This window comes from Halorubrum amylolyticum (assembly GCF_004114995.1).
GTDB classification, from domain to species: domain Archaea; phylum Halobacteriota; class Halobacteria; order Halobacteriales; family Haloferacaceae; genus Halorubrum; species Halorubrum amylolyticum.
Map to the genome: position 1 here is coordinate 1 of NZ_SDJP01000029.1, position 12,935 is coordinate 12,935.

A 12,935-nucleotide genomic window follows, 5' to 3' on the forward strand; every position below is an offset into this window, starting at 1 on the left:
ATCCGCCGCCCCGGACGGTGGCGGCGGATTCGCCGACTATGCACTCGTTTCGCTTCACTGTCTGCGGATTTACCTCGATTCATCGTACCGCATGACTATCGACCTGCTCAAAGAGATGCCACAAATAATCGGGGAGATAGGCCTCAACGCGGCCGATCTTCCCGAACCGTCCACGTTGTGTAAGGCGTTCGACCGGATCAGCATGAGCGTCTGTCGAGTGCTGCTGCGCCAGTCGGCGCAGCTGCACGATCTCTCAGAACACGCCGCGATCGACGCCACATTCTACGACCGCTCACCAGCGAGCCGCCACTACTGCCAGCGAATCAGCTACCGCGTTCAGAAGTTGAAAGTCACGAAACTCGTCGATACAGCGTCGCAGGCCGTCATTGACGTTCACTGCACAACGAACCGGGAGGGAAGTGACGCCGATCTTGCTGAGCAGATCGCCCGCCGGAATGCGGGCGATCTGCAGTCTCTCGCCGCAAATAAAGGCTATGACAAGCAATCGCTTCGTGAAGGATTACGCCAGCTCGGGATCAGACCGCTGATCAAGCACCGCATCTTCGCGCCGTACGACCACGCGCACAACGCCAGAATCGACGATAACCGCTACAATCAGCGCTCTATGACCGAAACCGTGAACTCGGCTGTGAAGCGCTCGCTCGGCTTCGCCGTGCGAGCGCGGTCATGGTTCCGTGAGTTCCGCGAAATCGCGCTGATGTGTGTCGTCTATAACATCAAACGCTTCGTCAAACAGTGAATCTCTCCGCCTTACAGCGATTCAACACAGCCATTTCGAGCGTATCAGTGCTGATCGACCGAATGCGTAGTCTTGTTCTTGGAGTGATTTTCGACCCTCCGTTCATTTATAAATATCCTCACCACCGTTTCAGCAATTTCAGGATACCTAGCGACCTCCCCTGCTCTTCTGAGGACACCCCACCATTTCGTGAATTCCTCCTGATAACATGTGTGGTGTGGGGCTGTCTGCCCCGCGTGAAATCTCCGAAAGTACTGAACGTATTTCGATTTCAGTCAGCAGACGGAACTCGCCAAAGACCCAATTTCACCCCACGCCTAGACAATACTGGGGATCTTGGAAAGATCCTCTGAGGATAGGCTCAAAATTAACCAACTAACTGGCGCTTCTACTGGTATTTGTTGGTTAATCACATTGACCATCACAGCTAAGCCCGGGAGAGGGCTATCGCACAGCACTCGCTGGGAGACGACAGACCGGCCACGGCAACTGACCAAATGGTGTATCTGGACCCTGCTCAAGTCGGGTTTTATTTGTAGAATTGACCTATGACTTGGTATGACCGACTCGCCGTCTCCAAGCGTCTCTGTCTCGTTATCTGAGTCGACTAACGTTTCTACAGTCTTGGACCGGGCCGGAATTGATTACGTTACCGTTCATGAGCAGCGACTGCTGGCGATCTATCATACCGGAATTTTCAATGTGACAACCGAACTGGAGTCAGTGTCGAATGCGCGCACGCTTGAGATCGAATGCTGGGAAGCCCCACTCCCGTCTCGTAGTGATGAGCGATCGCCACAGGAGCTTCTCGAAGACTTTGCGGCCGTGTTTGATGCCGACGATGAGTCCTGAAGTGGTCTCTCGGGAACCTTGATCAGACCGACGGTATTCAGTTGAGAGCACTAGAAACGCTAGAACCAAGTCCGCTGGCACGAGTCAATACAATACGCGATTTATGAACATTTCTGAGACGCTCCAGACGTTGTATACTGCGACTGTTGAGCAAGACGATGGCACCTACCAGATACCTGTGCCTGACCGTGAGATAGCCACGGGGACACTCTCTGAGGGTGAAACATACCGTGTTGCGCTCATATCGACATCGACGTCGGATACCGAACCCACCGACACGACTGAGGTCACTCAGTCAGCTGACCACGCTGGTCAGCAACACGAGTACGACGGCCCGCCTGTCGAGGAAGGTGAACAGCGAGACGTTGAAATCGAGAACCTCGGTGACCAAGGTGACGGGATCGCGAAAGTCGAGCGCGGCTACGTTGTGATCGTTCCCGAAACGAGTGTCGGAGACCGAGTCACCGTCGAGATACAACAGGTGCGTGAGAACGTTGCGTTCGCTGATGTCGTCGATGACACCCTTCGCGGGGAAGTCTAGGACCGCGGTTGGCACGAACGGGTGGTTATGGCAAACTTCTCACACCACTACTCACTTTCTGGTTTACCGACGTACTCTGATTTCATTGTCCCCTTCTCACGATAGTACCGATAGAGATACGGGCCGTGCATATCCGCGGGATTCCCGCTTGCGCATTTACAACTGTCGTCGCCACAGGTAACTTTCTCTTTGACGACGGTCCCGCTCCCTGCGCTATCTGGTTCGTCGACGGGCTTGGCAGTCTCCGGAAGCTCGTCGGTGTCAACCGACTGGTTGCGATACTCAATGAGCACCTCGACGTAGTTCTGTATCTCATGGAGTGTCTCCGTATCCTGTTTCGGGAGCCCCTCTGCGAGATATTTCGGGAGCGAGGCGGGTGGTGACGGCTGCTTCATACCTTATGTAACAATCGGAGCCATGCTAGCGTTCGGGTGATACATAAGGTATAGAACCTTCTCTACCAACGGTGAACACTTCAGTGATTACTCAAGATCGTAGGCCGCAATCTCGTGAGAGCCACACTGTGGACATTCATCGACTTCTTTCTCCACGCTGTACCCATAGTGACGGCACTCGTGGTGCGTTGTCGATGGTGACTGGGGGCTGATGATCTGCTGGATGAACTGTTTACTGAGCATCGGTGGGGTCAACGATCTCGCCACAGCTTGGACATTCGGCCCACACGCCTGTGTCGCCGCCAGCGGTCTCAAAGTGGATGATTGCGTGCTGACCCCTGACTGTCTCGCCACAGAACGAGTAGTCGCCACGGACCGTCTCTGGGTCATTAGGAGTCATTCTCACGAGTTCACGGGCTACTTCGAGGGGGAGAGGGAGCGTGTGACACTCGAGGGGGAGAGGGAGCGTGTGACACTCGAGGGGGAGAGGGAGCGTGTGACACTGTTTTGGAGCTGATCCGGTTGTTGAAACCGGCCCAGCGGTGCTCCCTCTCCTCAAAATTTGAGACTCTGTGACTTATACTTCGGGCGAGCGGAGTGAAAGTACTGTTCCGGGGCAACAGCGTGATTGCGGGTCGTGGGTAACCATCACACGAGGGCCTCATAGCACACTCCGAGAGCGGTGCGCGGTGACTACGCGCTCGCGGGAGTCCCATCGGCGTCGCCGCTATCGACGAGCGGGTAGTCGATGTGGACCTCGATGCGGTCGGACGGAACAACAGGTTGAATCGCATCGCTTGGCCTGCCCGCTTCGAGCGTGAGGATGCCTAGTACTTCTAGCTGCTTCAGGTCCGAGTGGACATCGGACACGTCACGCTCGACGAGACGCGTTTGAGTTTCCGAATCCGCTGATTCTCTCATCTTTTTAGGTATCTCATAGCGCTAATTGTGCTGCTTAGCCGTTTGAGGTTCCGACTCCATTAACAAAGTCTGAAACTCGAAGCAGAGACAGATCGACATCCGCCATCTTCGAAATAAAGACACGTTATCGGAATGAGATCAGATCCACCGACTGAAGTTGTCGTCTCCAACAGACAGGCAGTACTTGGAGAGGATGCCTGTATATTTGTTCGGTGGTCTGTTAGCTCACGGCTTCTCGATCGTCCGGATAACTGTTTCTGTGCCATCCGGGAGGACTCCAATTACTTGGGTGTCATTGCCGTCAAACCCAAGAGATTTGCTTTCTCCTACGTTTGTCAGAGTCTTAGAACCTGCGTCAGTACCGTTATTATTCGTGATATTAACCTGTTGTACGTTTCCTTTGTCAACGAGCGTTACGGTAGTACTGCTATTGGCTGCATCTGTATCGACTGAGACGCCAGCATTTGCGTTCTGGCCGAGGCTATCACCGAGTCCAAGCACGAACGTCCCGATCACGGCCGCTAAAATTACAGTTATTGCGACCATGAGTATAACGCCTATAACGGGGCTGACGGCCCGTTCACTGTCCTGAAATGCTGCTTTGAGGTTCATAGTTTTGTTATGTTCCCAACGGGACAAATGCGAAGGTTAACCACACTCGGACACAGATTGACAGGTGCCCATTGAGGCGTCCTGTACGCAGCCGAGTCGGGTGGTCCAGCCACCCCGATCCTCGCTTTGTCTGTTGGTATGGATCAATTAACGGAGAGAAGAGGGATAAATACACCGACCCAAATCTCTAACATGAGAATACGTCCGCAAGACGTATCTCTCAGGCGGTCAACATACAGCATATGGAACCGACGGCGCGCTCGATCGCGCGGACCTACTCCGATCGCGTCTATCCCGACCCGTGGGAGAAGGTCGAGGACTACCAGCGCGTACAAGCGTACGCCGCCGAGCACCCGAACTCTGGGCGGACGGCTGTGGGGACGGCGCTAGAACTACCGGCGGGGCGGGTTCGGCCGTGGCTCAACGGTGGACGGCCCGATCCGGTGCGCGGGATCGAGACGGCGAGCGCGAACAACTGGCTTGATCCCGAGTGTGACATGGCAGGCGCGCTCGTCGAACTGCTCGCGCATGTCCTCGCGGGCGGGAGCATCAACGAAACGTTCGTCCCCGCAATTTCTATCGGGCGTCGGGTTGATCGCGAGGCGATCGAGGCGGCATTCGAGGCGGTCGGCGTCGACGCACACTGTCGCCATGTGAACAGCGATGGGCGGGCGACCGAACTGTACCCGGCAACGGACGCCTCGGTACTTGGGCGGTGTCTCGTCGCGATGGGTGCCCCACAGGGCGCAAAGACGGCCCTTGATTCCGTCCCGACGGTCGTCTGGGAGAGTCCCGAGTCGATCCGGCGCCGATTTGTCGAGGTGTACGTCGCGCACCGTGGCCTACACTTTGAGACGAAGGCGACGACACGCATCCAAGAGGAGCGCCCGAAGTCATATATCGTCGATCTACACAAACTCATCAGCGAATCCGTCTCCAGTCATGTCTCATACGGAGAGCGAGGGATCACTATTTCGGCGAACGCCGCCCGTGAACTCGGGTTCGCTTGATCGACATGAGTGTTCAGCTGCCGACATGGTCGGCTGAGAGTTACTCTTTGGGACCGTCGAATCCGTCTCCGTGGGTCACGTGCCGCCCGCGAGGAACTCGATACCGCCCCCAGTACACCGAACGAACCGGGCGCCGGTCGGTACGGCCGGACTCCGGTTCCGCTCCCGAGTCGGCGGATGTTGGTCCCGATCGGGTAGGTATGAGTATCGATAAAACCCAGCAGAAGTATACCTCAGATCTCGCCGACAAGCCTGTTCAGGGCGCTCACGCTCGCCGGATTCAACAAAGTAAAATTAGCCAGACCAGTATTTTATTAGTACTAGTATTTATATCGGTCAAAAAGAAGATGATGTTATGAGATTCACACACGACTCTCGAGCACAATCGGTCGTACTCGGAACAGTCGTGTTATTTGGGTTTCTAATTCTTGCTCTCTCACTCTATACAGAGTACTGGGCCTAGCCCCCGCCGTCGACGCGGCCTTAACCAACACGACACCGACTTACTGCCGGGTGTTGGTTAACGGGGCGGAGCGTCTATCACCGGGCGTCGAATACGAGCGCGTATGACCGAGACCTTCAGCGTCGACTGCCCGGGCTGTGGAAAAGAGAAGGGCCCGATCACGACGCACCCCGGCACCGTCGGCATCCACTGCTCGTGCGGGATCACCGCAACTGTCGACATCGGCGCGCAAGAAATCGATGAATGGTGGGAGCGGGAGAACTGACCTATTACAACTCTAGCGAGGCCCAGTTAGTGCCCCGACCTCGAGGGCAAAAGCGAAAGCGACACCGTACCGGGTGATGATGGCTCGAGCAAATGAGTGCCCCGTCGCCCCCGACCGGCTACGACGTCTCCAAGCACGTCCCAGCTGGCCGCCGCGACTGCCTGCTCACGGTCGGGTTCGACCAGGACCAGCAGCACATCCCGCGATTCCTCGTTCAACTTCATTATCGCGTTGCGACCGACCCAATCGAATGGACGGCGATCACTCGGATGGACCACAACGAGACATCGGCACTCGGGCATGACGTGTACCGCGAGGGACTCCATGTCGACGTCGCCCGCCGTTCGCAGCCGACTGTTCACCTCCAACTCGCGCATGCGCCGCTGCCGATAAGTCGAGGAGCAGTTATCCGCGGCTGTGCCAATTACCTCAAACGCGAGGCTGAGTACTTCGTCGATGTCTTCGAAGAGCATCGGTCGCCGGGCCGCCCGCCGTCGTGGTCAGATGGTGGTGAACCGACACCCACGTTTATCCCTTCGCGCCGGGTAGAAGGAGACATGAGCCGTGAAGCCCCGGCCGACGCCGATATGGTCTCGGACGAGGAGCTCACCGAGCTGCTCGCCGATGCTGAGGGGATGACGCCCGAGGAGATCGAGCGTGGCGCTGCCGAACTTGATATCGCGCCGCCTGAAGAAGCGACCGTCGTCGACGAGTAGTACTGCTATTTCGATGTGTCCTCAATCCCACTAAGCAACGGCTACAGCTGGATCCACTGACTGGCGATTCTATTCTCAGGTAGGGATTATTGCGTCATGTCCCAGAGGAAGGCGACATCGGTGACACCAAGGACAGCCCCAACCAGCACCCAAGCATCGACTAACGATGTGAGGTCAAAGATCGGGCCGGAAGTTGCAAGCTCGAAGGCCGACGCCCAGCTCGCCACCTCAAACAAGACTACTCCAATGATGACCCAAAGGGCAGTCGCACCAGCAGCGAGAAGAAGTTTGTTCTCACTCATCTTTGACACTCTAGCGACACCCAGCTACTGTCCATCATACCACGGGGGCGCGCCGAACGCCTCAGCGTAGCAGTCCGGGTGACAGGGCTCCTTTCGGTTGTCAAGCCACGCCTGATCGAGGGGAACCTGTTCTCCGCACAGTTCACACCCAGCACTGTGGCCGGCCTGACGGGCGTCCGGCGAGAGGTTCTTCGCCTCGGTATAGAGTTCGTGCAACGCCCACGGAGTGAGACGTACAGCGACGCGCACGGCAGCTGCTGGATCCCCTTCCGACGTCGCGGCCGAGAGCGTGAGAACCCAATCGTCGCCCGGTTCCCCGTCGGTGGCAGGGCCAAGAGCGATCGTTGATGCCAACTCATCGTCGACGTAGAACCAGTTAGCATCTCGATCCACATGGTAGTGGCCGTCGGGGCGAGGATTCTCGGGATCGACGTCGTTAGCCATCGTTGTCTCAGCGCTCAGGCGTTCGCCTTGCGCTCCCGTCCCGACGCCGATGTGAGCGGGAGGTCCGCGTCGATCTCGTCGTACCACACGACGGGGCGCTTCGCGCTGCCGTTCTCTTCGAACTCGAGGAGCCCGTAGTCGGCAAGCTCGTTCACGTTGTCGAGGACATCCGGTGGGTTCCGGTCGACAAGGCGAGCGAGTTCACGGATGCTCTCTGGCTCGTGTTCAACGATTGCTTCGAGGAGTTCGAGGTTGGTCGACCGAAAGACGCGACCGAACGTCTCGAGATTCTCGATCGACAGCGTCGGCTCACCGGGTTCGACGTCGTCGCCGGCGTTGATCGCTTCGAGCCGCTCCTCGAGGCCGCTGCGATCCGCGGACTTGATCTGGACGTGTAGTGTTCGGGTCATGATGTTGTGGGGTGGGACTAGGGTTGCGATCGTGCGTCGATCAGCGTGCTTGAGAGGTTACCAGTCGGTTCGTTTCTCTGGGGGCAGCGCCGCTCGCCACGCAGGGAATATCTCGGCGAGTCCAGGATAGTAGATCTCGAACGTCTCCGAGCCCATATGGAGTTCGTGGACGCCGTGATGATTGTCGAACCGAATGATCGGATCTTCTGCGCCGGCTTCACCGTAATGATCGGCGTAGTTGATGCCCTCTCAAACTTCTCTGAGGTAGGACTGAGAGTACGCGTACCCGGGCGACAGTCCCGTCGGCGTAGGCGCAGTACCTCACAAAGCATCCTCGGATAGCTGTTTCTGAAGCCTGAGTTCTGTGGCGGAGCGGTTGTGCTGGGTGACTTTGACGAGAAAATCTTCGACGAACTGACGGAGAGCTGTCGCTGTTGGCGGCGGCTGCCGCCGACAGCGACAGCGTTGCCACTCTTGGCGAAGGCTAGCGCGGTGGGAGATTAGCGGGTAAACCGGTCGTCTGGTGGTCGGTTTGCGGGGACGGCCCGACGCGTCGCGAGGGCCGTCCACGCTGCCCGTTGAATCATGTTGATGAACTCCTTGAACGACCACTTCCAGAGGCGACGCCCCCCACGGCGGGGCGTCGCCAGGTTGTAGACACACCTTCAGCAAGCAGACGTCTCAACTAAGCGGCTTTGTGATGTACTGATACTAGCTCTCTTGACACGCTCAGGAGCCTTCCAGGACGACAGGCTCGACCTCCTCGATGAGTACATCCAGGACCGTATCGATGCTGGAGAGACCCTGCTTGCGATCATCCGAGCTCTCGAGCGTGCCGACGGAGCCGTAGAGACAGCGGAGGACATCCGGTGGATCGTCGTGGGCATGGAGGACTCGAACGATATCCCAACCACCGAAGAGGTTCGATCCGCACTCCAACTGCTCGCGCATCCCAGCGTGGGAGCCGTCGAGCAGGACGAAGAAGGGTATCGGGTGACGACTGACTACGAGAACGGGATCCAACTGGTCCGATCCCTCGGAGATATCGTCCAACCACCGGGAAGGGAGGGGTAGATCGGGGCCATCCAGCCCCATCCTGATTGCTCAAACGGTCTTGGCAGTTCCTCGAAGAAGAGACGGGTTTTGTTGCTGGGTGGGCAGGTGGAGAAGGCGTGCGGTTCATTTTCTCAGCTCGTTGTTAGTGAGTCGTCTTAACCAACAAACTTCGCGTTTTGCTGTCCTTGTTGGTTAATCACAGCATCTGCTGACTAACCGTAGAACGGCGGATATTGCCTCGATCACACGCTTGCCGGGGACAAGTTTCTCTTGGATTGCGATCCGGTGTCACACTACGGAGTTGATTCTGCCAATCGTTGTGGTCGGTAGAGGAGTGTGGATCGTAGTGGGTGTGCTGGGAGCGACCCGTGAGCCACGTATCGGCCTACTGCTGGGACGTAGCTAATCACCAACCTGAGCCGTGACGGGAATGAGAATAGATCAACGACTGCCGGGATGAGGAGTCGATCGTCTCCACCCTCACACACTCCGGCGCTTCGAGTGTTTCAAGCGTACGCAGATACCGATCAACGCTGAGATCCCTGGCCACCTCACACACCACTATTTCAAGTGAACCGAACCACGTTCACAGGAGAATAGAGAAAGAACTGCCCACACCGCGGTTACAAGTGAAGATGCTAAATCGCTTGACATCGGCGGCTTCACTTGTAAGGGTGGTGTGTCTAGGCGACGTTGTTCATTGAGGCGATGTCCCGGATTGTCTCTATCTCGCTGTTTAACCGCAGAACGTCGGACATCGCCTCGATCGCACTCGTGAACGGAACGTCCAGTTCATAGCTGTAGTAGTTCCCACGAGAACCAGAGCGGTTCTCGTAGGCCGACAGAATCCCAAGCATCCGAAGATCGGACAGATGATTGTGTACAGATCGTTGAGCGAGCGAGTCGGTTCCAGAGGAATCACAGAGCGCGGTGTATTCCTCGTAAATCTCCCGGGTCCGGGACGGCGTCTCTTCCTTAGCGGCTTTCGAGACGACTGCTAACAGCGCAAGACGTCCGTGTGTTGTTAATTCACGCATTCCCTCCTCCACACGTTCCTGTTCGAGACGAGATCGTGCTGCCTCAACGTGGTCACGTTCAATGAGATCTACTTCACGGTTTTCAGCGATCTCTCCGGCTAATCGAAGGAGGTCAAGCGCCTGTCGGGCGCTTCCACTGTCGCGAGCGGCAAGAGCCGCACAGAACTTCAACACACCCTGCTCGACGGCATCCGCGGCAATCGCAACTTCAGCACGCGACTCGAGAATGTTCTCAAGTTCGGGTGCATCATATGGCGGAAACTGTAATTCTCGTTCACAAAGTGTGTCTTGGACGCGAGGATCTAGCTGATCGCGGAATTTGAAATCATTGCTGATCCCGATGACACCGACCTTCGTTGAGTCGAGGTTATTGTTGGCACGAGCTCGTGGGAGTTCATACAACAATTCGTCCCGATCACCAATTGAGTCAACCTCATCTAAGACAATCAGAATCGTTCCGCCAATCGCTTCAAGTTCCTTGTACAGTTTCTTGAAGACGGTTTGCTGGGGATATCCGGTCGAGCTGATTTCACCACCAGCAGGACGAAGTTTATTCACGAGTTCTACGGCGACTTGATAGGAGGAGTTCAGCGTCTTACAATTCACCGAGATAACTGCCAGATCGACATCGTCGTAGTCGGCAACATCGTTTTTGAGTCTGTCGAGAAGATAGTCGGTAACGGCAGTCTTCCCGACACCGGTATTACCGTATAGAAAGATATTGTTTGGTTCCCAGCCGTCGACAACAGGCTGGAGTGCGTCCATATACTCCTCGATCTCTTCGTCTCGCTCTTCGATTTGATCGGGTCGGTAGGATTCTCCAAGAGCGTCCTTGTTGCGGAAGATGTTCTGCTTCCGCTCGAATCGACGCATGTCACCGCTTTCTCGTGTTTATCATATAAAACCACCCCTACATCTGTTTCAAGTGAAGGATACAGAGACACACCACTGTTACAAGTGAAATACTAGACTAGTAGTAGTGAACAGAGAAACAGTCCACAATTTCAACTAAAGCGTTTACATGTATTGCTCAGTATGATTTGTAGTAGTTTCCTTATAGAATGACTCTACGTGTCGAAATCGGTATTTCTCTCCTTTGGCTGCATCTCTGTGCTCTTACCCTCCCCTTCATTTTCTCGTCTTCACTTGCAAGAGTGGTGTGTCTCTGTCCTCCCGAGCCAGTCCGTGATAATCGCTCCAAGATTAGCTTTGAGAGATCCCGCTCTTGATAGCATACTCTAACCGCCACGTGTTGCTCAACACAGCGTTCTTGTCGTCTGTGCCACCAGTAGTGAGGATGCCAAGATGGTAGAGCTGATACTTGAACTGGAAGTGGATACCAGATTTATACACGGTGGGGTCAGCAAGCTCTGATTCAGCAATCTCTCCGTCAGCAGTGAGGACAGCATCACGACGATGTTGTGTGAAGAACACCTCAACGGCGAGTGGCTGATTAATACGCGTAGCTTCCAGAGCGACATCAGCAAGCGTTGGCTCAGAGACTCCGTTTTCGTGAAGCCGTTCGAGTGCGGTGATGATGAGTCGCGTCGGCTCGTACTGGATAGCGACAGAGCGTGCGAGCTGTGCCCATCGTGGAGCGAGCTCAGTGAACCGTGTTCGACTACCAGTCCACGTGTCGAACTCGGCGAGCGCAGCCGTGACACTGCCGTGCTGATCGCGAGCGAAGCGGACGACTTCAGCACCGAGGTGTGTGAGTGAGTCCCCGTTGGGCTGATCGTCGACGAGGTTCAACAGAATCGCCCCACGTCGCCCACCAGAAATGGCGTTGATGACATTTTCAGCGTAGACAGCGTCAGTATCGCCGTCGGCAGCAAGTGCCAGCGCGTACCCCAGGTAGTTTTTCGGGTGGTTTACCGGAAAGCTCCCGTCAGTGAGCTGGTGCGTTGATGCTTGGAGTCGCACCGCGTCGATCGTCGTTGAAAACTCACCGGCCCCAGTAACCCGAGCGGGCTCAACGATGCGGGCGGATTCCGTATCGTCGACAGCAATGACACCGACGTTGAGATTCCGGGCTTGTGCGCGCGCCGTATCGGTGACACTGGGAGCCGGTGCAGCAACGTACCCAAGGTTGACCTCGGGAAGATGAGCGTGCGCCTGGTTGATACCGCGAGCGACATCCGCAGCAGCCGGGTCAGCGTTGTGACCTTTCGCTTCGATCACCGTGACTGGTGTCGTGGCCGCGTCAGCGTTCAGCACTTCAGTCGCTGGCATCCCGACGCCGAGTAAGTCGGGTTCACCAGCATTGAGTCGGAGCGTGTTGTACGGCGCAAGCCGGTCTCGAAGCGCCTGTGGAATGGTCCAGCCGCCCCACGTAGACTGGGTGAACTGCGTCTCCGTGACCGCATACTGATCCGGGGTCGTGTCGATATCTGGATACAACGTGTCTTTCGCGGCAGCGAGCACCGTTGGCTCAGCGAGCGTGACTGCCATTATCCTGTTCACTGACGGTTAGATGATATAGTTGGGGGGATCGGGACACTCGGTATCTACAGCGTACTCGCATACACCTCATCGAATACGATTATAGGATCGACCACACAACAGCCCCGTATGGAGGTCGGGCTCGTCAGCTGTACAAAAAGTAAGCGTGAGAAGGCAGCGAAACCGAAGGATCTGTATCTTGAGTCGGCGTTCTTCAGGAAGGCTCGCCAGTACGTTGAAGCGAATCATGATGCGTGGTATATCCTCTCTGCGAAGCACCATTTGCTCGATCCGGACGGAGACCCGATCGAACCGTATGATGAGACGCTGAGCGGTGCGTCTGTGGATACAAAGCGGGAGTGGGCAGAAACCCTGTTTGAACAGTTACGCGAAGAAGGCCTGCTTGGTGACGGGAATCGGCTCGTCTTCCATGCCGGACGAGATTACCATGAAGAACTTACACCGCTACTCTCCGAGATGAGTGTTGAATTCTCGGTGCCGACAGATGGGTTACAGTTCGGGGAAACGCTCGCGTGGTACAACGATCGCATCTAAACACGTCGCCAATCGTGTTGGGACCTGCTATTGTGGAATTCATCACGAGGTCTTCAGAGTTGGTTGGCGGCTAATCGTGGAGAGTTGGGCCGCATCAATCATGCGTGATTAAATTTCGCCTAGTCAAACTCTTATCATGACTTGTGAAAATAAA

The 12,935-nt window shown here is 56.1% G+C and carries 16 protein-coding genes and 2 pseudogenes; 8 read left to right on the forward strand and 10 right to left on the reverse strand.

Features of this window, described 5'->3' with window-relative positions:
• From ESO89_RS15175 to ESO89_RS15185, 3 genes are all read left to right on the forward strand, one after another.
• The coding region (locus ESO89_RS15175; protein ID WP_128906298.1) for an IS5 family transposase at positions 1 to 760 on the forward strand (760 nt) is incomplete at its 5' end.
• Between the two features lie 558 nt (positions 761 to 1,318).
• Complete coding sequence (locus tag ESO89_RS15180) at positions 1,319 to 1,612, forward strand: hypothetical protein (RefSeq protein WP_128906299.1); 294 nt, start codon at positions 1,319 to 1,321, stop codon at positions 1,610 to 1,612.
• A gap of 103 nt (positions 1,613 to 1,715) precedes the next feature.
• Positions 1,716 to 2,153 (forward strand): TRAM domain-containing protein, encoded by a 438-nt coding sequence (locus tag ESO89_RS15185; RefSeq protein ID WP_128906300.1) that lies wholly within the window; start codon positions 1,716 to 1,718, stop codon positions 2,151 to 2,153.
• Positions 2,154 to 2,200: 47 nt separating this feature from the next.
• On the opposite strand, the gene ESO89_RS15190 is transcribed toward ESO89_RS15185, so the two are convergent.
• The 4 genes and pseudogenes from ESO89_RS15190 to ESO89_RS15195 all read right to left on the reverse strand — a co-directional run bounded on the left by ESO89_RS15190 (position 2,201) and on the right by ESO89_RS15195 (position 4,081).
• Positions 2,201 to 2,548, reverse strand: coding sequence for a DUF6788 family protein (locus ESO89_RS15190; protein WP_128906301.1), 348 nt, complete (start codon positions 2,546 to 2,548; stop codon positions 2,201 to 2,203).
• A 232-nt stretch (positions 2,549 to 2,780) separates the two neighbouring features.
• Entirely contained in the window at positions 2,781 to 2,948 is a 168-nt protein-coding gene (locus ESO89_RS19530; RefSeq protein WP_449404948.1) for a DUF7837 family putative zinc-binding protein, read from the reverse strand.
• Between the two features lie 293 nt (positions 2,949 to 3,241).
• Positions 3,242 to 3,484: pseudogene (locus tag ESO89_RS18645) on the reverse strand (HVO_A0114 family putative DNA-binding protein); the annotation flags it as partial.
• Between the two features lie 210 nt (positions 3,485 to 3,694).
• Positions 3,695 to 4,081 carry a type IV pilin gene (locus tag ESO89_RS15195; RefSeq protein WP_206731778.1) on the reverse strand — a complete coding sequence of 129 codons (387 nt, stop codon included), beginning with the start codon at positions 4,079 to 4,081 and terminating at the stop codon, positions 3,695 to 3,697.
• A 242-nt stretch (positions 4,082 to 4,323) separates the two neighbouring features.
• Here ESO89_RS15195 and ESO89_RS15200 point away from each other — a divergent pair, with 242 nt between their 5' ends.
• The 3 genes from ESO89_RS15200 to ESO89_RS15205 all read left to right on the forward strand — a co-directional run bounded on the left by ESO89_RS15200 (position 4,324) and on the right by ESO89_RS15205 (position 6,535).
• Positions 4,324 to 5,091: a hypothetical protein gene (locus ESO89_RS15200; RefSeq protein WP_128906302.1), complete on the forward strand. Its 768-nt coding sequence runs from the start codon at positions 4,324 to 4,326 to the stop codon at positions 5,089 to 5,091.
• A 566-nt stretch (positions 5,092 to 5,657) separates the two neighbouring features.
• Entirely contained in the window at positions 5,658 to 5,819 is a 162-nt protein-coding gene (locus ESO89_RS18650) for a hypothetical protein (protein WP_164932817.1), read from the forward strand.
• Between the two features lie 92 nt (positions 5,820 to 5,911).
• Positions 5,912 to 6,535 carry a DUF7718 family protein gene (locus ESO89_RS15205; protein WP_128906303.1) on the forward strand — a complete coding sequence of 208 codons (624 nt, stop codon included), beginning with the start codon at positions 5,912 to 5,914 and terminating at the stop codon, positions 6,533 to 6,535.
• Positions 6,536 to 6,621: 86 nt separating this feature from the next.
• Here ESO89_RS15205 and ESO89_RS15210 read toward each other — a convergent pair whose 3' ends face one another.
• The 4 genes and pseudogenes from ESO89_RS15210 to ESO89_RS15230 form a co-directional block, all read right to left on the reverse strand.
• Complete coding sequence (locus ESO89_RS15210; protein WP_128906304.1) at positions 6,622 to 6,837, reverse strand: hypothetical protein; 216 nt, start codon at positions 6,835 to 6,837, stop codon at positions 6,622 to 6,624.
• Between the two features lie 24 nt (positions 6,838 to 6,861).
• A complete protein-coding gene (locus ESO89_RS15215) occupies positions 6,862 to 7,281 on the reverse strand; it encodes a hypothetical protein (RefSeq protein ID WP_128906305.1) in 420 nt (139 codons plus the stop codon).
• A 14-nt stretch (positions 7,282 to 7,295) separates the two neighbouring features.
• Positions 7,296 to 7,691: an HVO_A0114 family putative DNA-binding protein gene (locus ESO89_RS15220; protein ID WP_128906306.1), complete on the reverse strand. Its 396-nt coding sequence runs from the start codon at positions 7,689 to 7,691 to the stop codon at positions 7,296 to 7,298.
• Positions 7,692 to 8,191: 500 nt separating this feature from the next.
• Positions 8,192 to 8,341, reverse strand: a pseudogene (locus ESO89_RS15230) (ISH3 family transposase); the annotation flags it as partial.
• A 70-nt stretch (positions 8,342 to 8,411) separates the two neighbouring features.
• Here ESO89_RS15230 and ESO89_RS15235 point away from each other — a divergent pair.
• A complete protein-coding gene (locus tag ESO89_RS15235) occupies positions 8,412 to 8,765 on the forward strand; it encodes a restriction endonuclease (RefSeq protein ID WP_241686255.1) in 354 nt (117 codons plus the stop codon).
• 665 nt (positions 8,766 to 9,430) lie between these two features.
• Here the strand turns inward: ESO89_RS15235 and ESO89_RS15240 are convergent.
• Together ESO89_RS15240 and ESO89_RS15245 are read right to left on the reverse strand one after the other, a co-directional pair.
• Positions 9,431 to 10,657: an orc1/cdc6 family replication initiation protein gene (locus ESO89_RS15240; protein WP_128906307.1), complete on the reverse strand. Its 1,227-nt coding sequence runs from the start codon at positions 10,655 to 10,657 to the stop codon at positions 9,431 to 9,433.
• 330 nt (positions 10,658 to 10,987) lie between these two features.
• On the reverse strand, positions 10,988 to 12,235 hold the full coding sequence (locus ESO89_RS15245) for a hypothetical protein (protein WP_128906308.1): 1,248 nt from the start codon (positions 12,233 to 12,235) through the stop codon (positions 10,988 to 10,990).
• Positions 12,236 to 12,355: 120 nt separating this feature from the next.
• Here ESO89_RS15245 and ESO89_RS15250 point away from each other — a divergent pair, with 120 nt between their 5' ends.
• Positions 12,356 to 12,781, forward strand: coding sequence for a DUF6884 domain-containing protein (locus ESO89_RS15250; RefSeq protein ID WP_128906309.1), 426 nt, complete (start codon positions 12,356 to 12,358; stop codon positions 12,779 to 12,781).
• The last annotated feature ends 154 nt before the right edge of the window (positions 12,782 to 12,935 follow it).

Coding starts and splice junctions, on each gene's coding strand:
- ESO89_RS15200 (WP_128906302.1), top strand. CDS start 4,324: ATGGAACCGACGGCGCGCTCGATCGCGCGGACCTACTCCGATCGCGTC.
- ESO89_RS15240 (WP_128906307.1), bottom strand. CDS start 10,657: ATGCGTCGATTCGAGCGGAAGCAGAACATCTTCCGCAACAAGGACGCT.
- ESO89_RS15250 (WP_128906309.1), top strand. CDS start 12,356: ATGGAGGTCGGGCTCGTCAGCTGTACAAAAAGTAAGCGTGAGAAGGCA.
- ESO89_RS19530 (WP_449404948.1), bottom strand. CDS start 2,948: ATGACTCCTAATGACCCAGAGACGGTCCGTGGCGACTACTCGTTCTGT.
- ESO89_RS15220 (WP_128906306.1), bottom strand. CDS start 7,691: ATGACCCGAACACTACACGTCCAGATCAAGTCCGCGGATCGCAGCGGC.
- ESO89_RS15215 (WP_128906305.1), bottom strand. CDS start 7,281: ATGGCTAACGACGTCGATCCCGAGAATCCTCGCCCCGACGGCCACTAC.
- ESO89_RS15195 (WP_206731778.1), bottom strand. CDS start 4,081: ATGAACCTCAAAGCAGCATTTCAGGACAGTGAACGGGCCGTCAGCCCC.
- ESO89_RS15180 (WP_128906299.1), top strand. CDS start 1,319: ATGACCGACTCGCCGTCTCCAAGCGTCTCTGTCTCGTTATCTGAGTCG.
- ESO89_RS15205 (WP_128906303.1), top strand. CDS start 5,912: ATGAGTGCCCCGTCGCCCCCGACCGGCTACGACGTCTCCAAGCACGTC.
- ESO89_RS18650 (WP_164932817.1), top strand. CDS start 5,658: ATGACCGAGACCTTCAGCGTCGACTGCCCGGGCTGTGGAAAAGAGAAG.
- ESO89_RS15185 (WP_128906300.1), top strand. CDS start 1,716: ATGAACATTTCTGAGACGCTCCAGACGTTGTATACTGCGACTGTTGAG.
- ESO89_RS15190 (WP_128906301.1), bottom strand. CDS start 2,548: ATGAAGCAGCCGTCACCACCCGCCTCGCTCCCGAAATATCTCGCAGAG.
- ESO89_RS15245 (WP_128906308.1), bottom strand. CDS start 12,235: ATGGCAGTCACGCTCGCTGAGCCAACGGTGCTCGCTGCCGCGAAAGAC.
- ESO89_RS15210 (WP_128906304.1), bottom strand. CDS start 6,837: ATGAGTGAGAACAAACTTCTTCTCGCTGCTGGTGCGACTGCCCTTTGG.